This is a genomic window from Thiohalocapsa halophila, from assembly GCF_016583825.1.
Taxonomy (GTDB): domain Bacteria; phylum Pseudomonadota; class Gammaproteobacteria; order Chromatiales; family Chromatiaceae; genus Thiohalocapsa; species Thiohalocapsa halophila.
Genome location: NZ_NRRV01000002.1, coordinates 52,902 through 74,424 on the forward strand (window position 1 = coordinate 52,902; position 21,523 = coordinate 74,424).

General features: G+C 67.6%; 14 protein-coding genes. 8 read left to right on the forward strand and 6 right to left on the reverse strand.

Going from position 1 to position 21,523, the window contains the following annotated elements:
- The first annotated feature begins 432 nt into the window (after positions 1-432).
- Entirely contained in the window at positions 433-1,803 is a 1,371-nt protein-coding gene (locus CKO31_RS01400; protein WP_200233316.1) for a cytochrome c, read from the forward strand.
- Positions 1,804-1,989: 186 nt separating this feature from the next.
- On the opposite strand, the gene CKO31_RS01405 is transcribed toward CKO31_RS01400, so the two are convergent.
- Positions 1,990-2,469: an Hsp20 family protein gene (locus CKO31_RS01405; RefSeq protein WP_200233319.1), complete on the reverse strand. Its 480-nt coding sequence runs from the start codon at positions 2,467-2,469 to the stop codon at positions 1,990-1,992.
- A 1,015-nt stretch (positions 2,470-3,484) separates the two neighbouring features.
- Here CKO31_RS01405 and CKO31_RS01410 point away from each other — a divergent pair.
- Positions 3,485-5,236 (forward strand): alpha-amylase family protein, encoded by a 1,752-nt coding sequence (locus tag CKO31_RS01410; RefSeq protein ID WP_200233321.1) that lies wholly within the window; start codon positions 3,485-3,487, stop codon positions 5,234-5,236.
- A 169-nt stretch (positions 5,237-5,405) separates the two neighbouring features.
- Here the strand turns inward: CKO31_RS01410 and CKO31_RS01415 are convergent, their stop codons facing one another.
- The 5 genes from CKO31_RS01415 to CKO31_RS01435 form a co-directional block, all read right to left on the reverse strand.
- Positions 5,406-5,996 carry a pyridoxamine 5'-phosphate oxidase family protein gene (locus tag CKO31_RS01415; protein ID WP_200233323.1) on the reverse strand — a complete coding sequence of 197 codons (591 nt, stop codon included), beginning with the start codon at positions 5,994-5,996 and terminating at the stop codon, positions 5,406-5,408.
- A 47-nt stretch (positions 5,997-6,043) separates the two neighbouring features.
- Positions 6,044-6,310 (reverse strand): CCDC90 family protein, encoded by a 267-nt coding sequence (locus CKO31_RS01420; protein ID WP_200233327.1) that lies wholly within the window; start codon positions 6,308-6,310, stop codon positions 6,044-6,046.
- A 135-nt stretch (positions 6,311-6,445) separates the two neighbouring features.
- Complete coding sequence (locus tag CKO31_RS01425; RefSeq protein WP_200233330.1) at positions 6,446-7,555, reverse strand: osmoprotectant NAGGN system M42 family peptidase; 1,110 nt, start codon at positions 7,553-7,555, stop codon at positions 6,446-6,448.
- Complete coding sequence (ngg, locus tag CKO31_RS01430) at positions 7,552-9,315, reverse strand: N-acetylglutaminylglutamine synthetase (RefSeq protein ID WP_200233331.1); 1,764 nt, start codon at positions 9,313-9,315, stop codon at positions 7,552-7,554. The genes CKO31_RS01425 and ngg overlap by 4 nt, the downstream gene beginning before the upstream one ends.
- A 150-nt stretch (positions 9,316-9,465) precedes the next feature.
- On the reverse strand, positions 9,466-11,241 hold the full coding sequence (locus CKO31_RS01435) for an N-acetylglutaminylglutamine amidotransferase (protein ID WP_200233333.1): 1,776 nt from the start codon (positions 11,239-11,241) through the stop codon (positions 9,466-9,468).
- Positions 11,242-11,899: 658 nt separating this feature from the next.
- Between CKO31_RS01435 and folE the strand changes: the two genes are divergently transcribed.
- From folE to CKO31_RS01465, 6 genes are all read left to right on the forward strand, one after another.
- Positions 11,900-12,538, forward strand: coding sequence for a GTP cyclohydrolase I FolE (folE, locus tag CKO31_RS01440; protein ID WP_200233335.1), 639 nt, complete (start codon positions 11,900-11,902; stop codon positions 12,536-12,538).
- Positions 12,539-12,733: 195 nt separating this feature from the next.
- The gene (locus CKO31_RS01445) at positions 12,734-15,220 is read left to right on the forward strand and encodes a helix-turn-helix domain-containing protein (RefSeq protein ID WP_200233337.1); all 2,487 of its coding nucleotides are present in this window, start codon (positions 12,734-12,736) and stop codon (positions 15,218-15,220) included.
- Positions 15,221-15,540: 320 nt separating this feature from the next.
- Positions 15,541-16,224, forward strand: a complete 684-nt coding sequence (locus CKO31_RS01450) for a hydrogenase subunit MbhD domain-containing protein (protein ID WP_200233338.1) — start codon at positions 15,541-15,543, stop codon at positions 16,222-16,224.
- Complete coding sequence (locus CKO31_RS01455; RefSeq protein WP_200233339.1) at positions 16,221-17,666, forward strand: complex I subunit 5 family protein; 1,446 nt, start codon at positions 16,221-16,223, stop codon at positions 17,664-17,666. The genes CKO31_RS01450 and CKO31_RS01455 overlap by 4 nt, the downstream gene beginning before the upstream one ends.
- A complete protein-coding gene (locus tag CKO31_RS01460) occupies positions 17,663-19,168 on the forward strand; it encodes a complex I subunit 5 family protein (RefSeq protein WP_200233340.1) in 1,506 nt (501 codons plus the stop codon). Before CKO31_RS01455 ends, CKO31_RS01460 begins: the two co-directional genes overlap by 4 nt.
- Positions 19,165-21,042 (forward strand): proton-conducting transporter transmembrane domain-containing protein, encoded by a 1,878-nt coding sequence (locus tag CKO31_RS01465; RefSeq protein WP_200233341.1) that lies wholly within the window; start codon positions 19,165-19,167, stop codon positions 21,040-21,042. The genes CKO31_RS01460 and CKO31_RS01465 overlap by 4 nt, the downstream gene beginning before the upstream one ends.
- Positions 21,043-21,523 lie beyond the last annotated feature (481 nt).

Genomic DNA, 21,523 nt, shown 5'->3' on the forward strand with positions numbered 1-21,523 from the left:
CGCATGCAACCGTGCCGCACAAGCCTTTACCATGCCATGACATGGGGGCTAAAACGACCCCGAATTGGCAAGACCCCAGCAGATACGAGGAAAATGCTCGCCCATTCAGTCTGTTACTAACCCCGCCAAAAAAGGCGGCGCGACCCGATGCTCACCCAATCTGGTGACAGTATACATAACAACTGCTGCGATCCCCGAGATAGGCAACACGCCCCGCAGCGGCTCGTCGGTGCCCGCCACGCCTGCCGCACTAGATCGCGGTCGCTGCACTCGGCGGGGAAGGATTCGCTGCGCGAGGCCGCGGCTAGCGGTCACTGCACGCTGCGCACACGCCAGCCGGGTGACCGCAAAATCCCAACCGTGAAGTCGGCGGGTGCCTGGGGCACAATTCCCGCCTCACAGCTAGACCCCCTACCTCTGGAGAAGCGCACCATGGACCACCGAGTCGTCGTCCTCGCCACTCTGCTCGCCTGCGGCGTTATCGGCGCGGCCGCCCCAGTCGTCGGCGCAGAGCAAGCACCGGATGCGGATACCCTGCCGTCCGGTGCGGCCAAGCCGGACGCTGAGTCACAGTCCGCCCCCGCCGAGAAGTCTCTGCTGCCGCCAGCCAAGGCCTACGGGAGCCTCTCCCAGGCACGGGTGACCTACGGCCGTTATCTGACCTTGGCAGGTGACTGTGCTGCCTGCCACACCCGCGACGACGGCAAACCCTTCGAGGGCGGTCGCAGTCTCGACACCCCGTTCGGCAAGATCTATACGCCCAACATCACGCCGGCCAAGGGCTACGGCATCGGCGGCTTCAGCGACGAGGATTTCCTGCGCGCCCTGCAGCACGGCATCCGTCCGGACGGCAAGCCCTATTATCCGGCGCTGCCCTATCCGTCCTACACCAAGGTCAAGGACGACGATCTGCTGGCCATCAAGGACTATCTGTTCTCGTTGGAGCCCTCGCGCTATCAGCCGCCGGAGACGCAGCTGCGCTGGCCCTTCGACATGCGCGACCTACTGTTCGGCTGGCAGCTATTGTATCTCGACAACGAGCGCTTCCAGCCAAACCCCGACAAGAGCGAGACATGGAACCGCGGCGCCTACCTGGTGGAGGGGCTGGGCCACTGCGGCAGTTGCCACACGCCGCGCAATATCGCCGGTGCCAAGGAGCACAAGGAGGCCCTCACCGGCGCCATCGTCGACGGCTGGTACGCCCCCAACCTGACCGACGACCTCACCGCGGGGCTGGGAGACTGGAGCGTCGACGAGCTCGCCACCTATCTGGCCACCGGGGAGGCGCCGCCGGCCACGGCCGGCGGCGGGCCGGCAACGGCGGCGCTGGGGCCGATGGCGGAAGTCGTCCACCAGAGCCTGTCGCAGCTGGCGGCGTCCGACCTGCGGGCCATGGCGGTCTACTTGAAGGATCGCCCGCCGAAAGAAGCCCCGCCGACGGCACCGCCGGTGCCGCACCAGCTGAGCAAAGAGACCTACGTCAAGGGTCGCAAGCTCTACAGCGGCTATTGCGCCAGCTGCCACCAGAGTCACGGCCAGGGTCTGCCGCCCTACTTTCCGGCGCTCGCCGGCAACGAAGTGGTCACGCTGCGACAGCCCAATGATGTCATCAAGACGCTACTGCTCGGAGCGCCCTCGGACCCCTCGGAGGCCTATTCCCCACATGTGGTGATGCCGTCCTTCGGCAGCATCTTCACGGACAAGCAGATCGCCACCCTGGCTAGCTACATCCGCGCCAACTGGGGGAATGATGCGGCACCGGTGACCCCGGACCAGGTTTCGGCCCTGCGCAGCGACCCCTGAGGGCCTGCGCCGCGCGCCCGGCGGAAGCTGCGTCCCGCCGGCCCCCCGCGCTTGACGACGGCCGCAACGGCGGCCGGCTCCGTCCGCGCGCCGAGCACAAAAAAGCCGGGCATCAGCCCGGCCTTGATCGTCATCGGCGGCATTCGCAAGAACCGCATCCCTGCGGTGTGCCGCTGACCCGAGGGGTTACGCGGCGACCTTCTCCTCGGCCTTCTGGGACGAGCCGCCGATCAGCCTCGCGTCATCGCTGCGGATCTCCACCTTCCGGGGCTTCATGGCATCCGGAATCTCCCGGCGCAGCTCGATGTGCAGCAGGCCGTTCTCCAGGCGCGCATCCACCACCCGAACATAGTCGGCGAGCTGGAACTTGCGCTCGAAGCTACGGTTGGCGATACCGCGGTACAGGTACTTGGTGTCCTGCTCCTTATCCTGCTCGGCACGGGCCCCGGAGACACGGAGCACGTTCTCGGTGACCTCGATCTCCAGATCCTCCGGCGAAAAACCGGCGACCGCCATGGTCACGCGGTAATCGTTCTCGCCGTGCACTTCGACGTTGTAGGGCGGATAGCCGCCGGGCTCCGTGCGGTACGCCGACTCGAGGGCGTTGGACAGCCGATCGAAGCCGATCATGGACCGGAACAGGGGCGAAAAGTCGATAGTCGTCATGGACATATCCTCCAGTTGAGCAACATGTGACAGGTGTGCGTTCTAGGAACCGCACGTCAGGCAGGCCTCGGTGAGCGCCTGCGTTATGTAAAGTATTATTGGCGTAGGATTATGTCAAGTGTTCAGCAGCCGCTTATGTCGCCCTCTCCCGTGGCGCCCTCTCCCGACACGGGACCGCGCCCGCGCCGGCGTAGGCAGGCGTCAACCGCGCGGCCGGCAGGCCCGCGGCAGTCAGCGCAAGTAGCGGTAGGCGACCCAGATAATGAGCAGCGGCAGCATCAGGACCGCCACCAGAGCAATCAGCATGCCCCAAACGCTGCCCGGAAGGTTCAGCAACATGGCCCTCGTTCCTCGTGGGTTCGTTCTTGTGCGATTGGCCAGCGCGAGACTAGGCCCCGCGGCACGCAACCGCAAGCATCATGGCCGCGGTCTCGGGTACCACGCCGACGCCACCCCTGGCGGGCGGTCGAGCGATGACGCCTGTCACCCGGGCTGGAGTGACGAACGGGACACATCAGCGATCCCCGCCCTGGAAAAGCAGCCGCACCTGTACCAAGCTTGAAGGACAAGAGCCGCAATCCATAGCGGCGACGGCGGGTCAAGGAATTCGAGCCCAGCCCCGCTGCCGCGCAGTGGATTTACCGCCGGCCCGTCAAGCTCTCGGTGGTTACTTGATTTTGCTTAGCATGATCCCTCATGTCGCGACTGTCGCCGCAGAATACCCCGGCGCCCACTGAGTAGCCGCGCGCGCCGGATGTCGCTGGCGCGATCGGCCTTGTCCTAGATCATCACGGCGCACATTACACAGCTTCCTCGTTTCCTTAGCGGTTTTCGTATCCACGCGCCTTGCCCGAAGTCAAGCGCTCGGCTTGTCGTCGCCACTGGCAGGCGTCCATCATGCTCACCAAGACGTCGCCGACGCCAGCTCCGGGTCGCGCGGCCCCAAAACCTTTTCCCGCACTCGACTTCAGGCCCAACCCAACCGCTGCCGGTTCCAGCTAGGGGGAAACCAGCTATGGCACATCATGCGGACGCCGCCGTTCAGACCCTGCCGAACGGCGTGATGCTCAACGTCTATCCGGACAGCATCGGTAACCGACTCTCCGACTTGGTCTCGCTGCTCCAACAGCCGGACTTCGACAGCGCCTTCTCGCTGCTCTACCTCCTGCCCACCTGTTTTCACAGCGACCTCGACCGTGGCTTCTCGGTCATCGACTACGACCTCAACGAAGAGCTGGTAACGCCGGATGACTTGGCGGCACTCACGCAGCGCGGCATCCAGTTCAAGTTCGATCTGGTGCTCAATCACCTCTCGGTGGCCTCACCGCAGTTCCAAGACCTGCTGCGCAACGGCGATGACTCTGAGTACAAGGACTTCTTCGTCGATTGGAACGCCTTTTGGCACGAGCATGGCGAGATGGGCCCAGACGGCCATGTGATTCCAGACTCCGAGCACCTGGAGAAGCTCTTCCTGCGCAAACCGGGTCTGCCTATCTTGGATGTGCGCTTCCCGGACGGCACCGACCGCCCCTACTGGAACACCTTCTACCAAAAGGTGACCTACCGCCCGGTCGCCCCGGACGAGCTCATCGAAGTCGGCGTGGACGAATCCGTCGCGCCCTCCATTGCAATGATGGTGAATGGGGCACTGGAGAACGGCGTGACACCGGACGAGATCGACCTGGATGGCTACAACCACTGCCGCAGCGAAACCCTGGCCGTGGTGGATGGCAAGCGCGAATACCTGGGCCAGATGGACCTGAACGCCCGCTCCGAGCGGGTGTGGCAGTTCTACGACGAGACTCTCGGCAAGCTCAAGAGCTATGGCGCCAAGATCATCCGTCTGGACGCCTTCGCCTACCTGCACAAGGAGCCGGGCAAGCCGAACTTCTTCAACAAGCCGGGCACCTGGCAATACCTGGGGCGCCTGCGCAACATCGCCCGCCAGCACGACCTCATCGTGTTCCCGGAGGTCCACGCGGAATACGGCAAGGAGCTGCATGAAGAGGTCGCCGCGCAGGGCTATCCCATCTACGACTTCTTCTTCCCCGGGCTGGTCATCGACGCCCTCGAGTACCAGACCGGCACACCGCTCAAGCGCTGGATCGGCGAGATCCAGACCCGCGGACTGGAGACCATCAACATGCTCGGTTGCCACGACGGCATCCCCGTGCTGGACCTGCGCGGCGTGGTGGTGGACGGCGTGCATCATGCCGGCCTGCTGGACGACGCCCGTATCGACGCCGTCATGGAGGCCATCATCAATCATGGCGGCCGAGTCAAGAACCTCTATGGCACCGACGGCAAGAAAATCGCCTACTACCAAGTCAACGCCACCTTCTTCAGCGCCCTCGGCGAAGACGAGCAGAAGCTCCTGCTGGCCCGGGCAATCCAGCTCTTTATGCCGGGCATCCCGCAGGTGTGGTACCTGGACCTCTTCGCAGGCCGCAACGACTATGCCGCCGCGGACGCCGGCGGTGCCGCCGGGCACAAGGAGATCAACCGCACCAACCTGTCCATGGACGACGTGCGAGAGGGTCTCGCCCAGCCCGTCGTCCGCGACCAGTTGGCGTTGATCCGGCTGCGCAACACCACGCCGGCCTTCGCCGGCGAGCTCACGGTCGTGGAGACGGCAGATCCGAAGCTGGAGCTCACCTGGCGCAACGGTGCTGACACCGCAACCCTGCGGGCGGATCTCGCCACCGCGGGCTTCGAGGTAATCACCCGCGCCGCCGACGGCACCGAGCAGCGCCTCGCCTTCGGCTGACGGGTCCCGTGGTGCCATCACCCCCGGGCGCGCTCGCGCACACACCGGGGGGGTGTAGCTTGGTCGCAGTGCGCCGCCTGCGCTACCCGGGCCCACTGCCCGATCCAGGACCACAGCCGTGTGCGTGCCGAGTGCCTGTCGCCCTTCGATCGAGCCGGGCGGTACAGTCTCAAGGCACCAGCCAGGTGCCCTGCCAGCCACCCTCACGCCACTCGAAGCAGGCCCGCCGGTGGCCGCGAGCGGCAAGGTAGAGCCAGTCGAAGCGCGCCACCGTCGTCAGCACCACGCTGAAGTGCTCGCGGCCCGCGTCGGCGTGCGCCGGCGCCGTTGGCTGCGGGTCCGCCGCGGCGGGATCCGCCAGCGGCGTTCCCGGTCCGGCCGGTGCCCGATAGCAAACGCGCGAACCGGATCCGGTGGCGGCCCAGGCGGGCTCGGCCCCGTCTGCGGTGACCACCTCGGCCAATCCGCGGGCGCGGATCTGGATCTTCGCCCGCGGATCATAGGCACAAATCTCCACCGCCGGGCGCTCGGCGATCTGCGCAAACTTCGCCGAGCGTCGGTCCGTATGCACCCGCAGCAACCGCGCCCCGCGGTCCATACCCCGCAGCACTACGGTGCGCACGCGCGGCGTGCCATCCGGGCCGAGGCTCGCCAGCTGCACCGTGTGCATCCCTGAGCGCCGGTCCGCCACCCCGCGCCCGAGGCGCTGCCACACCTGCTCCAACGTCGCGTCAAGGTCGTTGTAGAAGTGCTCGTCCATTACTTGCGCAAAGCACTCGAGCTTTTCGGCAGCAAGCAGAACCGGGCTCAGGCAAAGAAGCTCTTGATGATCAGTGCAACGAGGCCGCCGATGACGACGCCCATCATCCATTTGAGCACGGCCAACTCCGTGCGGATGGGACCGAGCTGCGAGGCGCATTCGCGTTTCAGGGCGTGGTCGAGGTACTCCCTGGTGACGAGCTCTTGTTGGGCATCGGCGATGACGCGCACCACCGCCTCCGCCTGCTCTTGGGCAAAGCCGGCGGTCTTGAGCTTCTCCACAAGCTCCAGCGTGTCGAAAGTGACCGTTGACATACATCCACTCCAGTGCCGGCGGGGTAGCCTGGGAACATCGGCCTATTTGGAATGCTTGTCCAGTCTCGGCGCGGTGTCACGCGCAGGGCGAGCGAGGAAGGGCAAGCCGTTCGCCTCTTGTCCCTCCCCCCTTCGTCAGCCGGGCACCGTCGGGAAGCCCGCCCGCGGGCCCATCTCGAAGCGATCACGCGCATAGAGCGGCGGCGACTGCATGTAGATGGCAACCAGCTCGGCGATGGACTCCAGCGCCTCTTGGTGGATGCGCTCGTAGCCGTGACTCGCGTCGATCCCGAAGGTCACCAAGGCCGTGCGCACGTCGTTGCCGGCTTCCAGCGCGGCGGCACTGTCGGAGCGGTAGTACTTGAACACGTCGCGCTGGTGCGGGATCTGGAACTCCTGGCAGATCTGGATGATGCGGTGGGTCAGGTGATAGTCGAAGGGCCCGCCCATGTCCGCCATGCAAATCGTCGCGCCGAACTCGCTGGAGTTCTGCCCGGGCGCAGTGGTGCCGTTGTCGATGGTGAGCATCTCGGCCACGTCCTGATGCAGCGCCGCCGAGGCACCGGAGCCCACCTCCTCGGAGATGGTGAACAGCGGATGGCAGTCCACGGGGAGCGGCACGTCCTGCTCCTTTACCGCCTTGGTGGCCGCGAGCAGCAGTGCGGCGCCGGCCTTGTCGTCCAGGTGACGGGAGTTGATGAAGCCGGTGGCCGTGACCTCTGGGTTGGTGTCGATGGCCACGTAGTCACCCACGTGCACGCCCAGCCGCAACAAGCCCTCAAGGTCGAACACCCGCTCGTCGATGCGTAGCTCCACGTAGTCCCAGCCCGTCGGCTGGGAGTCGATCTCCGGGCCGAAGGTATGACCGGACGCCTTCAGCGGCAGGATGGAGCCGCGGTGCTGACCGTGGTCGGTGAAGAGCGTGCAACGGGCGCCCTCGGCGAAGCGCGAATTCCAGTGTCCCACGGGCACCAGGTGCAGCCGCCCGTTGGGCTTCAGCGACTTGACCATGGCGCCGAGGGTGTCGATGTGGGACACGATGGCCTTGTTGGGCCGCTCCGCCTCGCCCTTCAGCGTGGCGCGGATGGCGCCGCGGCGGGTGAGCTCGAAAGGGACATCCATGCGCTCGAGCTCCTCGCAGACGAGGTGCACGACGCGGTCGGTGTACCCGGATGGGCTGGGCGTAAACAGCAGCCGCAGCAGGATGTCGAGCAGGTACTCGTGATCGATGGGAACGGCTTTCAAACCCGGGTCTCTCGGTTGGCAGGGTGGCGGGTCGCGGTCTGCGGAAACAGCAGATCCACGAAGCGCTCGGCGGTTGGCTGCGGCTCGTGATTTGCGAGTCCGGGGCGCTCGTTGGCCTCGATGATCACGTACTCGGCGCCACTGATTTCAGGAACGAGAAAATCCAGCCCCGTCACCGGAATATCAAGCTCCCGGGCGGCCTTTTTTGCCGCGGTCGCAAGGGTCGAGCTCAGCTGGTCGGTGCAGTCGTGGATGGTCCCGCCGGTATGCAGGTTAGCGGTCTTGCGTACCCACAGCAGCTCTCCCTCCGGCGGCACCTGGTCCATGCGGTAGCCTGCCTGGACCACGCAGCGCTCGGTCTCGTCGTCCATGGGGATGGAGCTCTCGCCGCCGGTGGCGGCGCGGCGGCGCCGGCTCTGGATCTGGATCAGCTCGTTCACCGTGTTCTGACCGTTGCCCATCACATGCGCCGGGCGGCGCACCGCGGCAGCCACCACCTCGAAGTCGATGACGATGATGCGCAGATCGTCCCCCTCGCAGAACTGCTCTAGGATCACCGTCTCGCAGATGCGCTCGGCGGCGGTGATGGCGCGCTCCAGGTCTGCCACGGAGCGGATATCGACACTGATGCCGGCGCCCTGCTCGCCGCGGGCGGGCTTGACCACCACGCGCTTGTGCTTGGTGAGGAAGGCCTCGGCCTGGTCCAGGGCCTCGAACTCGCACTGCTCCGGCACCTTGAGATCGGCGCGGCGCAGCAGGCGCTGGGTGACGGCCTTATCGTCGCAGCGGCTCATGGCCACGGCGGTGGTGAGCTCGGACAGCGACTCCCGGCAGACGATCCGCCGACCGCCGAGGCTCAGCGCAAAGTAGCCGGCCTCAGCGTCGATGACCTCGATGCCGACGCCGCGGCGGCGCGCCTCGTTGACGATGATGGTGGCATACGGATTGAGGTTGGTCTCTGGCTGCTTGCCGATGAACAGGGGCTCGTTATAAGCGTTCTTGTTCTTCAGCGCGAACACCGGCACCCGTTCGAAGCCGAGCTTCTCGTAGAGCCGGATGGCGCCGCGGTTATCGTGCATCACCGACAAATCCAGGAAGGCGCGGCCGCGGGCATGATAGAACTCCGCCACCTGGCGCACCAGCATCTCACCAATACCAGGGTAGGGCGCCTGTGAGTCCACACACAGCGCCCAGAGGCTGGCGCCGCGCTCGTAGTCGCCGAAGGCTTCGACGTGGTCGACGCCGCAGACGACGCCGAGGATGGCGCCGTCCTGTATGTCCTCGGCCACCCAGTAATGCAGCACCCGCGAGGCGCGCTGCTGAAAAATGAAGTCCGGGTCCGGCGGCACCATCTTGCGTGCGGCATAGAGCCGAGTCGCCGCCTCCGCATCCATGTGGCTGGTCAGCAACCGCACGACGAAGCCCTTGGGTCGACGCTGGGTGAACTGGTAGCGCTCGAACCACAGCCGGAAGGTGTGGGACGGGTCCAAGAACAAGTCCTGCGGCGCATAGGACAGCACCACGTGCGGGTCGCGCAGGTACAGGGCCACATCACGTCGCCCGGGCTGCTCGTCCTGTAGGCAGCGGGCGAGACGCTGGGGGTCGTTGAAGGTCTGCCCGAAGATGAGCCGTCCCCAGCCGCAATCGATGACGGTCTCGGACCAGCTCTCGTCGTCGCTGCGGGGCTTGTTGTCCCAACTGCTCACCGACGGCCCGCGCTTGCGCTCGAGCCGGTGGTGGATGTTGTCGCGGGTGGTCATGGTTTGTCCTCTCGTCCCGGTTTCGTTTACTGCTTGGGCGAGCTTCGTCCTAGGGGTCGAGTGCGCGGTGCGCGGTGCGAAGTGCGGGGCGCATCCTCGCGATGCTGGCGCAGAACCGCACTGCGCACGTCTCGCACTACGCACTGATTTTCAGATGCCGTGCTCCTGAAGCCAAAGCTCCAACAACGCCACCTGCCAAAGCTTGGAGCCGCGCAGCGGCGTGATGTGCGACTCCGGGTCGGCGAGGAGCTCCTGCACGTACTCCGGCTGGAAGAGCTGGCGGTCGCGGGCGCGCTGGGAGGTCACGGCGTCGCGCATCATGTCCAGCACCTCGCCGCGCGGGTACTTGAGCGCCGGCACCGGGAAGTAGCCCTTGGGCCGGTCGATGACCTCCTTGGGGATGACACGGCGCCCGACGGCCTTCAGCACGCACTTGCCGTCGTCGCAGAGCTTGTGCTCCGCCGGGATGCGCGCAGCCAGCTCCACCAGCTCGTGGTCCAGGAAGGGCACGCGGGCCTCCAGGCCCCAGGCCATGGTCATGTTGTCCACGCGCTTGACGGGGTCGTCCACCAGCATGACGAGCTGGTCGATGCGCAGCGCCTTGTCCACCGCGGCCTCGGCGCCGGGCATGTCGAAGTGGGCCCGGATGAAGTCGCGGCTGTAGTCGTCGCCGTGCAGCCTGGGGTGCACCGCGCGCAGATATTCGTTGTGGCCGCGGTCGCAGAAGACCCGCGCATAGTCCATGGCCGCATCGGTGCTCTCCTGCATTGGCGGGTACCAGTGGTAGCCGCCGAAGACCTCGTCGGCGCCCTGCCCGCTCTGCACCACCTTGACGTGCTTGGCGACCTCCTGGGAGAGGAGGAAGAAGCCGATGACGTCGTGGCTCACCATGGGCTCGGCCATGGCGCGGATGCAGCTCGGCAGGTTCGGCAGCAGCCGCGAGGCCGAGTCGACGTGGATCTTGTGGTGGCGGGTGCCGTAGTGCGAGGCGATGATGTCCGAGTACTGGAACTCGTCCCCGGCCTCGTCGCCGACGCTCTCGAAGCCCACGGAGAAGGTGTTGAGCCCGGTCTGCCCGCCCTCCGCCAGCAGGCCGACGATGAGGCTGGAGTCGAGCCCGCCCGAGAGCAGCACACCGACGTCCACGTCCGCCACCAGCCGGCGCTCCACGGCCGTGCGCAGGGCGCCGAGCACGCGGTCCTGCCAGTCGTCGAAGCTCAGGCCCTGCTCCTCCGGCAAGGTCTCGAAGGTCGGCGCCCAGTAGCCGTGCTCGCGGGTGGTGCCGTCCGCCTCGATGACGCGGATGGTCGCCGGCGGGAGCTTGCGCACGCCGCGCAGGATGGTATACGGCGCCGGCACCACGGCGTGGAAGTGCATGTAATGATGCAGCGCCACCGGGTCCAGGTCCGTGTCGATGCCGCCGCCCGCCAGCAGCGCCGGCAGGGTGGAGGCGAAGCGCAGGCCCCCCGGCAGCTCGGCGAAGTACAGCGGCTTGATGCCGAGGCGGTCGCGCACCAGCGTCAGGCGTCCGCTGTCGCGCTCGGCGACGGCGAAGGCGAACATGCCGTGGAAGCGCTGCACACAGTCCGCGCCCCAGGCATGGAAGGCCTTGAGCACCACCTCGGTGTCGCCGTGGCTGAAGAAGCGGTAGCCCTTGCCGGCGAGCTCTTCGCGCAGCTGCTTGTAGTTGTAGATACAGCCGTTGAAGGCGACCGTCAGCCCCAGGTCGCTGTCCACCATGGGCTGGCCGGCGTGGGTGCTGAGGTCGATGATGCTGAGCCGACGGTGGCCCAGCGCCACCCGCCCCTGCTGGAACAGGCCGCTGGCGTCGGGACCGCGGGGCTCCATGACGGCGTTGACGGCGGCCAGCGCGGCCAGATCGATGGGGCGGTCGTCGAAGCGGATCTCACCGCAGAATCCACACATGATGCTTGTTTCCTCGGGCTTGGGGCGGCGGGCAGGGCGAGCGGCACAGCGACCGATGAAGACACGGCGTTAAGGCGCCGGCGCCTGCGCCCCGGGCGGGCACAGGTCACGGGACCGACTGGCTGCGGCCGCAGCAGCGACCCGATGCCAGCGTCGAGCGCGGTGTCGATGAGGATCGGGCTCCCGGTCGTCGGGGCGAAAATGCGCGCCTCCGCTGCGGATGCTCGCGTGGATCGCGGCCGGCTGGGTCCTGCGCGCAAAAGCTGTCGGCCGGAGACAGGTTCCCTCGCGCGTTCGAGTGGACAGCGGCCGAGCGTTACGGTCGTCTATGCTACCGGAAGCCGGATAGCGCTGCCAGAAAGCAGCGCCCCGACAAGGATCTCGATCAATGTCACACCGCGCTGCCCTGCCGTTGAAGCCCTGCATGCCCGCGCATCACGCCGCGCTCAGCGACCAACGACAACTCCTTACAGCACAAGCACGCAATGTCAGCAGGGATGTCGCGGCGCACCCCTATTGATGGGAATCGCCGCGCGAGCCCCTATTCTCTGCGCCAGCCAGCGCAGACCCAGCCATGCTTCGGGCCGGGCTGCGACTCCACAAAACGCAGTCGGCGGCCCGCATGGCCGCCCGCGACCGACCCAGCAGGAAGACGACCATGGCAGCAGAAGGGCGCTTAGCGCGCATCGCCACCGACGGCCATTACGCCGACAGCTTCGAAGCCGACGCCGAGAACGAGGTCTACGATGAGGCCAAGGAGCGTCTCGTACGGCAGATGCTGCAGGAGATCGGCGAAGACCCTGAGCGCGAGGGCCTGCGCCGCACGCCGCTGCGTGTCGCCAAGGCAATGGACTTCCTCACCAGCGGCTATGAGCTCTCTGCGGAAGAGATCATCAAAAAGGCCGTCTTCGATGAAGACGTCAAAGAGATGGTCATCGTCCGCGACATTGAGTTCTACAGTATGTGCGAGCACCACATGCTGCCCTTCTTCGGCCATGCCCATGTCGGCTATCTCCCGAACGGCAAGGTCGTGGGCCTCAGCAAGGTCGCCCGCGTGGTGGATGTCTTCGCCCGCCGCCTGCAAGTGCAGGAGCGCCTTACCAACCAGGTGGCCGACGCCCTCATGGAGCACTTGGGCGCCCACGGCGTCGCCGTGGTTATGGAGGCGAGCCACACCTGCATGATGATGCGCGGCGTCCAGAAGCAGAGCAGCACCACCGTTTCCAGCGCCATGCGCGGCACCTTTGAGGACGACCCGCGCACCCGCTCGGAGTTTATGAGCTTCCTGCACAAGTAGCGGCTGGCAGCCTGTTCGCGCCGACATCTACCGGCGGTACCGGCCCCGCCACCGGCGCTGTACTGGGTTACGCAGCGGCGTGCACCGGCACTGCCGCGCCGTCCGGTTGCCGCAACGGGCGTTGTCTCGTGACAGAAAACACGCAAAGAATGGATAATGCGGACCGGCCTGGACAGTCACGGAGCGTGCCCGAGCATGGCGCAGTCCGAGTCAAATCCGCTGATGCAACTGGCGCGGGAGTTCGTCGCCACCACCAGCCACAGCATCTTTCTCACCGGCAAGGCGGGGACCGGCAAGACCACCTTCCTGCACCAGCTGAAGCAGGCGTCGCCGAAGCAGATGATCGTCACGGCTCCCACCGGCGTGGCGGCGATCAACGCCGGCGGCGTCACGCTGCACTCCTTCTTTCAGCTCCCGTTCGGGCCCTTCGTGCCCGGCGGCGAGGCCGAGCGCCAGGCGGCGGCACACCGCCTGAACCGGCAGAAGCGCGACATCATCCAGGGCCTGGACCTGTTGGTGATCGACGAGATCAGCATGGTCCGCTGCGACCTGCTGGACGCGGTGGACTTCGTGCTGCGCCGCCAGCGCCGCACCGATCGGCCCTTCGGCGGCGTGCAGCTGCTGATGATCGGCGACCTGCACCAGCTCGCGCCGGTGGTGCCGGACAAGGACTGGGCCATCCTCAGGGACTTCTACGACTCGGGCTACTTCTTCAGCAGTCGGGCGCTCGCGGCGACCGATGTGACGCCCATCGCCCTGGAGCATATCTATCGCCAGTCCGATGCGGACTTCATCGCGCTGCTGAACCGCGTGCGCGACAACCAGCTGGACGATGCCGCGCTGGCGCAGCTCAATGCCCGACATATCCCCGGCTTCACCCCCGATGACGCGGACGGCTACATCACCCTGACCACCCACAACCGCAGCGCCGATCGGATCAACGACACCCGCCTGCGCGATCTCGACGCCAAGCCCCTGAGCTTCACGGCGCGCATCGAGGGCGACTACCCGGCCCACGCCTATCCCACCGCTGAAACGCTCACGCTCAAGGCGGGCGCCCAGGTGATGTTCGTGCGCAACGACAGCTCGGCGGACAAGCGCTATTTCAATGGCAAGATCGGCACCGTCACGGAGCTGGAGCGCGAGCGCATCGTCGTGCGCTGCCCGCCCGACGGCACCCACCCCGAGACCGAGATCGACGTGGAGCCCGTCGCCTGGGAGAACGTCCAATACCGCATCGACCCGGAGACCAAAGAGATCACCGAGGAGGTGGTGGGCAAGTTCATCCAGTATCCGCTGCGCCTCGCCTGGGCCATCACCATCCACAAGAGCCAGGGGCTCACCTTCGAGCGCGCCGTCATCGACGCCGGCGCCGCCTTCTCCCACGGCCAGGTCTACGTGGCCCTGAGCCGCTGCAAGACCTTCGAGGGCCTGGTGCTGAGCACCCCCATCCCCCGCCGCGCGGTGATGACCGACCGCCGGGTCGCCCACTATGTCGGCGCGGCGACCCGCAACCCGCCGACCTGGACCCAGCTCGATCGCGCCCGCATCGCCTACCAGCAGCGCCTCTTGCAGGAATGCTGGAGCTTCGACGACCTCGGCGCCCGGTTGCGGCGGCTGCTCGGGCTGCTGCGCGACAACGCGAGCGTCATCGACGCCCACGGCTCCGACAGCATGGACGAGCTGGAGCAGCAGATGCGCCGGGAGGTCGTCGAGGTGGGCGGCAAGTTCCGCAACCAGCTCCGCTGCTTGTACCGCGAGGACCAGGTACCGGAGGACGACGCCCATCTCCAAGAGCGCGTGCGCAAGGCGTCCGCGTACTTCGGGTCGCGGCTCGACGCGCAGCTGCGGCCCTGGCTCAATGCCTTCGGCTTCGAGACCGACAACAAGGCGCTGCGCAAGTCGCTCGGTCAGGCCGTCGAAGAGCTGCGCAAGGCATTCGCCATCAAGACCGCCTGCATCGAGAGCTGCCGCGAGGGCTTCGCCACCAGCGCCTATCTCGACGCGGCGTCCAAGGCACGCATCGATCTCGACGCCCGCCCGCCGCAGACCGGGAACAGGCCCGAGCCCGACGCCGGCGCGGCGGAAGGCCCCGACGACCTCCTCGCAGCGCTGCAGGCGTGGCGCAAGCGCAAGGGAGAAGCCGAAGCGCGCGACGGCAGCACCCAGCATCACACGCTCACCCGGGCGGTGCTGCGCCGCATCGCGGAAGCCCGCCCGAACAGCCGGAAGGCCCTGAAGACCATCCACGGCATCGGCAAGCGCAGCGTCGAGCGCTACGGCGCCGAGATCCTCGCCATCGTCGCCGAGCATCGCCAACCCGCCGCCAGCGACGCCGAAGCCGCTGCGCGCCCCGGCAAACCACGCAACCCGACAGAAACCGCGCAGGACACCGACACCCGGCTCACCAGCTACCGCCTCCACCGCGAGGGCCTGAGCATCCAGGAGATCGCCGAGCGCCGCTCGCTCAAGCCCACCACCATCGAGGGCCACCTAGCCGACTTCATCCGGGCCGGTAAGCTGGCCGTCACGGATTTCATCGGCGACGAGAAGCTCGCACGGATGTCCGCCGTCCTCACCGAGACGGGGACCGACACGCTCGGCCCCGCCAAGCAGGCCCTTGGAGACGATTGCTCCTACGGCGAGCTCAAGATGGTACAGGCCCACCTCGCCCGCAAGTGATGACGACCGGGCCGGGCGCCCGCGGCCTTGAACAAGGACCCCTGCATCGCTCGGGCTGAGATAAGGAAGCCGGCGTCGGCGCTCGCGGCGCGCACCGAGGCTGTATCAATCCCGAGCGGTCCGCGTCTGCCGGCGACCGAGACGAGTAGACTGCCCCGGCGAATCCTTCCATCTTGAGAGAAACGGCCATGTCGGCACGCGGCTGGTACGACAAAATAAGTATACTGTCACCGTATCATCCTCATTCCTTGATCGCAGCCCCGACATCGCTCTGATCCCCAGTATCTCTACCCACCCGTCACGGGGCGCATTCAGTGGTCATGGCTCCAATCGAAGCCTGGGGACTGGCGGGGCTATTGCTCCTGACGGCCGGTTTCTGCCTCCTGCAGCGGCACCTGTGGCGTGCCTGCCTCGGGCTCGTGGCCTTCGCGCTGCTGATGGCCCTGGCCTGGCTGCTGCTCGGGGCGCCGTGGCTCGCGCTGGCCGAGGCGCTGCTCGGGGCGCTCCTGACCGGCGGCACGCTGCTGTGGACACTGCGCGGTCGCGGCGCGCTGCCGCGCCTGGCGCCAGTGGATGAGACACCGCAGCGGGCACGCTCCACCGCCCCGCTGCGCTGGCTGCTGATCCTGAGCTGGCTGGGTCTAGCCGGCATCGCCCTGATCTGGCTGCTCGGCGTTGACGCGCTGACACCGCCGGCGTCGGCGACCACGCTGTTGGCCGCAACCGGTGTGCTGATCATGGGCCTTGGGCTCTGGGCCTTCACTATTCAGCGCCACTTGCTGCGCCGGCTGTTGGCCTTCAATCTGCTCGGCTCAGGGGTCTTCTTGCTCTTGGCGGGGCTCGCCGGGCCCGTGGCCGAGGTGCGGGGGCTGATCCTGGTGGGCTTGGTGGTGGCGCTGCTCGGCTCGATCCTCGGCGCCGTTCTGCTGCTGCGCCTGCATGCACAGGCAGGCCAGATCACCCTGAGTGGCGCTTCCCCTGCTGGCTCGGGCTCGGGTCCATGAGTCCACTGCCGCTGCACCTGCTCTGGCTGTTGCTCGCACCCTTGGCCCTTGGCCTGCTGGCCTGGGCCAGCCCCCCGCGTCACAGTGGCCTGGTGCTGCTCGTTGTCCTGCCGTTACCGCTGATGGCGCTCTGGCTGCTACTCGGTATCGAGGCGGGGCCAATGGCAGGACGCCTGACGCTCGGTCCACTCACATTGCACTGGCGCTTGGACGGACTGGCCGCCTTGTTAGGGCTGTTGACGCAGCTCTTGCTGCTGGCCAGCGCCCTCTATGCCGTCGGCTATGCCCGTGCCACCATCCTCGGCAGGCGCGCCTATGCCTGGCTCTGGCCCCTGCTGGGCGGCCTGGGGCTGGGGCTGGGGCTGATCTGGATCGCGGCCGATCTCCTGCTGCTCTATGTCGGACTGGAGCTGATGGGACTCTGCGCCGTCGGCATGATGCTGCTCCCCGGCAGCGCCGAAGCCCTCAGCGCGGGTCTGCGCTATCTGCTGTTCGCGCTGGTCGGCTCGCTCACCTGGCTGCTCGGCATCGCCCTGCTGCTCGGCGCCTGGGGCCGGCTCGATCTGGCGGGGCTGGGGGCGGTGGCCCAGCCCGACCCGGTCACCCAGATCGCCGTTGCGCTGCTGGCCAGCGGGCTGCTGCTGAAAGCGGCGATCGTGCCCCTGCACAGCTGGCTGGCGCCGGTGCATGGCAGCGCCTGGACCCCAGTCAGTGCAATCCACGGTGCCCTGGTGGTCAAGGCCTCATTCTTCATCCTGCTGCTGCTCTGGCGGCTCCTGCTGCCGGAGGCCATCGCCGGTGCCTGGGCGCTGGGCGTGCTCGGCAGCCTGGCGGTGCTCTGGGGCGGGGTGCAGGCCTGTCGCGCGGCGGGGCTCAAGCAGCTCGTGGCCTGGTCTACCATCGGCCAATTGGGGTACTTGATGCTGGCCTTCCCGTTGCTGGCCGGCACCAGCGCGGGCGTCGCGGCGATGGCCTGGCAGGCAACCTGGGTGCAGCTCGCCGGACATGCGCTGGCCAAGGCGGCCATGTTCATGGCTGCGGGCAATCTGTTGCTCTCCACCGGCGCGCAGCGTCTGGAGGGACTGACGGGGACCAGCCGCCGGCTGCCGCTGTCGCTGATGACCTTCGGACTCGCGGCGGTCACCATCATGGGGCTGCCGCCCAGCGCCGGCTTCACCGCCAAGTGGCTGTGGCTGCAGGCCTCGCTGGCCGCGGGCCAATGGCCCTGGGTGCTGGTGCTGGCGCTGGGCACGCTGCTCAGCGCCGCCTATGTGTTCCGGGTGCTGCGCTGCTCGTTCGTCGAGGATGTCCCCGAGCCCGTTTTCCGCGAGCTGCCGCTGGCAATGGAGCTCATCGCCTTGGCGCTGGCGCTGGCCGCCATCGGGCTGGGTCTGGCGGCCGCCTGGCCGCTCGCTGCTCTGGCTCCAGCGGGGCTGCCATGAGCGCCTTCCTGCCGCTGGCCACGCTGGCCAGCTCCCTGCTCACCGCGGCGGTGATCTTTGTCTTGCCGGAGGGGGCCGTGCGCACCCGGACGGTGCTCAATCTCGCTGCCGCACTGGTCAAGCTGGTGCTGGTGATCTGGATGGCGCGGGGTCTGATCGCCGGGGAGGTCTACGCGGTCGAGTTTCCGGTGGCCGAGGGTCTGAGCTTCGTCCTGCGGGTGGACGCGCTCGGGCTCACCTTCGCCGGGCTGTCCTCGCTGCTGTGGCTGTTCACCACCATCTATGCCATTGGCTACCTCGAGGACTCACCCAACCGCCGGCGCTTCTTCGGCTTCTTCAGCCTGTGCGTCGCCAGCACCCTCGGCATCAGCTTGGCCGGCAACCTGTTCACCCTGCTGATTTTCTACGAGCTGCTGACGCTGTCCACCTATCCGCTGGTGGCCCATCGCGGCACGCCCCAGGCCCTGGCCGCGGCCACCGTCTACCTGCGCTATACGCTCAGCGCAGGGCTGGTGCTGATGATCGGCATGGTCGCCTTGCAGATCTTGGCCGGTGACCAGCGCTTCGGTCAGTACGAGTCCTTGGCCGCGCTCGATCCCAGCCATCACGGCCTGCTGATCGGTCTGTTCTGGGTGCTGATCCTGGGCTTCGGCGTAAAAGCGGCGCTGGTGCCGCTGCATGGCTGGCTGCCGCGGGCGATGGTGGCGCCGGCACCGGTCAGCGCCCTGCTGCATGCGGTGGCGGTGGTCAAGGCGGGCGCCTTCGGCATTGTACGGCTGGTCTACGACGTCTATGGCATCGGCTTCAGCGCGGCCCTGGGCGTGCTCGATGGGCTGGTGGTGATCGCCGCCGTGACCATCGTCTATGGCTCAGTGCGCGCGCTGACCCAGCAGGAGCTCAAGCCCCGGCTCGCCTTTTCCACGGTGAGCCAGGTGTCCTACATCGTCCTCGGCATCGGTCTGTTCGGACCGCTGGGGACCATTGCCGCGCTCGCCCATCTGCTGCATCAGGGGCTGATGAAGGTCACCCTGTTCTTCTGCGCCGGCAATTACGCCGAAGAGCTGGGCATTCATCGCATCGATGAGCTGGACGGCGTCGGCCGGCGCATGCCGCTGAGCAGCCTGGCGTTCACCGTCGGCGCGCTGGGCATGATCGGCATGCCGCCGCTGGTGGGCTTCATCACCAAGTGGACGCTGGGCATGGGCGCTGTGCAGGCCGAGATGCCCTGGGTCATCGCCGTGCTCGTGGCCAGCACCCTGCTCAACGCGGCCTACTTCCTGCCCATCGTCGATCGCCTCTGGTTCCGCCGCGGACCGGCCCATGGCATCGGCGCGTGGCCGGCGGAGCGCGCGCCGAGCCGGCTGGAGACCAGCGCTTGGCTGCTGGTGCCGGCGCTGGTCACAGCGCTGTTGAGTCTACTGGGCGGGATGCTGGCGGGCCTACCCTTCAGCCCCTTGCAGTGGGCGACCCGGGTGGCGAATCAGAATTACCTCGCGCCATGACTGCGCTGCACCTCGCGCCCCAGCTGCTCGCGCCCCTGCTCGTCGCGGCCTTGCTGTGGCCGCTGTTGCTGGCGGTGCGCGTGCTGCTGCGGGCGCTGATCGCCCCCGAGCGGCCACGGGCGCACCTGGACTGGCTCTGGATCAGCGCGCCCGCGCCGGCGCTGCTGCTGGCCTTGCTGAGCGCGGAAGGCAGCCTTTGGCTCGAGGCCTGGCTCTTCGGCGGGCACTGGGCGCTGGATGAGCAGCGCCGACTCTTGCTGACCTTCACGGCGCTGCTGTGGGGACTCTCGGGCTGGTATGCCCGCGGCTACCTCGCCGGCGAGCAGACGCGCGCGCTGGCCGGCGATCAGGAGAGCCGCTCGCGCCTGCTGCGGTTCGCGCTGTTCTGGCCGCTGACGCTCTGCGGCAATCTGCTGCTGCTCGTGGCCGAGGATATCGCCAGCTTCTACCTCGGCTTCGCACTGATGACCTTTGCGGCTTTTCCGCTGGTGATCCACACCGGCACCCGCGCGGCGCGCACCGGCGGCTTGGCCTATCTGGTCATGGCCGTGCTCGGCGAGGGCGTGCTCCTGGCCGGCCTGCTCTGGGCTGCCGGCAGCGGCTCGGCACTCACCCTGTCTGAGCTGCGCACGACCCTGGCGACGGCCGACGCGGGTGTGTGGATGGGGCTCCTGCTCTGGCTCGGCTTCGGCGTCAAGGCCGGGGTCATCGGTCTGCACCTGTGGCTGGCGTTGGCGCATCCGGTGGCACCGACACCGGCCAGCGCCGTGCTCAGCGGCGTCATGATCAAGGCGGGACTGGTGGGTTGGCTCAGCACGCTGCCGCTGGGGATGACCGGCGTCGACGGGTCCTTTCGCGAGCTGGGGCTGGCGATGTTCTGGGCCGGCCTGCTCGGTGCGTTCGCGGCGGCGTTGTGGGGCGTCGCACAGCCCAAACCGAAGGCGGTGCTGGCCTATTCGAGCGTCAGCCAGATGGGCATGATCACGGCGCTGGTGGCGCTGGGGCTGTTGCAGCCGGACAGCTGGCCCGCGGTCGGCGCACTGGTGGTGTTGTTCGCCGCCCACCATGGACTGACCAAGGGCGCGTTGTTTCTCGGTGTCGGCATCAGCGAGCGAGCGCCGCCCTGGCCAACCTGGCTGCTGTGGTCCCTGTTGACGCTGCCGGCGCTGTCGCTGAGCGGCGCACTGGGCTCCGGGCTGATCACCAAGTGGGGTGCCAAGACGGCGCTGGACACGGCTGGCGAGAAGACCGTCGCCTTCTGGCTGAGCCTGGCCGCCGCGGGCACCACGGCGCTGATGGTGCGGGCACTATGGCGCCAGTGGCTTGAGCGCTCGCAAGCGAACGCCGCTAATGGGCCGTCGCTCGCGCCGATGCCGATGGCCTGGCTGCTGAGCGTGCTCGCCGCGCTCGGCCTGCCGTTCTGGGCCGGCTGGCTCACCGGCGAGCGCGCCGGTGGCGATGCCTGGCCTCCGCTGAGCGCCCTACCCGCCCTGCTCTGGCCGCTCGGGCTCGGGCTGCTGTTGTCCTGCATCCTCGGCTGGAGCCTGCGCCGGGTGGCACCATGGCTCAGCCAACGCCTGCCCGCCGGCGATCTCTGGTGGCCCTTGGCCGCCGCCGGGCGCTGGCTGGGGCGCCTCATCCACGGCCTGCTGCGCAGACTCGCCGCCTGGCAAGCGGCCTGGGTCGCCTGGTGGGTTGCACGCGAGCACGACGGCGCCACCGGCCTGGATGCGCTGACGTCCGCCGAGGGCTGGCTGCGCCGCCAATTGCCGGTGCTGCTGCTAGCCGTGGCCGTGGGCTTGGCCGCGGTGCTCTTGCTCAGCGCCAAGAGCACACCGCTGTGGCCCTGGCCAGTGGGCTGGCCTCCCTGGTGAGAGATGACCGCTCGGCGCTGATCGTGAGGCCGCCCAACGCTCTGGCAGCGCCGTCCCCGGCGCGATCGAGGCCAATCGCGGCGAGGACGCCGCTCCCACGGGGCGCAGCTGCAGGCCCCCACACCCTGTTGCTCTGCTCCGAGCGGACTCTCACCGAAGACAGCATCGAAGACCTCCTGCGCTGAAGGCGGGCCACGGGCGCAACAACATAGGTGTCGAGCCTGCCCTTTGCTGACGAGGCGCCCAAACAGCCGCAGCAGTCAGCACGGCTGAGCCTCCGCTGCGTCATAGATTTTAGGGACGGTATACTTATCTCCCAGGAGCGAGCGCATCGCTGCCTATGCGCTGGCGCTGCGCGGTCTGATGCAGTTGGAGCCCGGATTGGAGATCAAGACATGCCCATGCCGGGCCATGCCCCGGCGCCAAGCGCTTTCGTTTTGTCCGCACATGCGCCGCCATCCCTGGCGGCTGCGATCTCGGT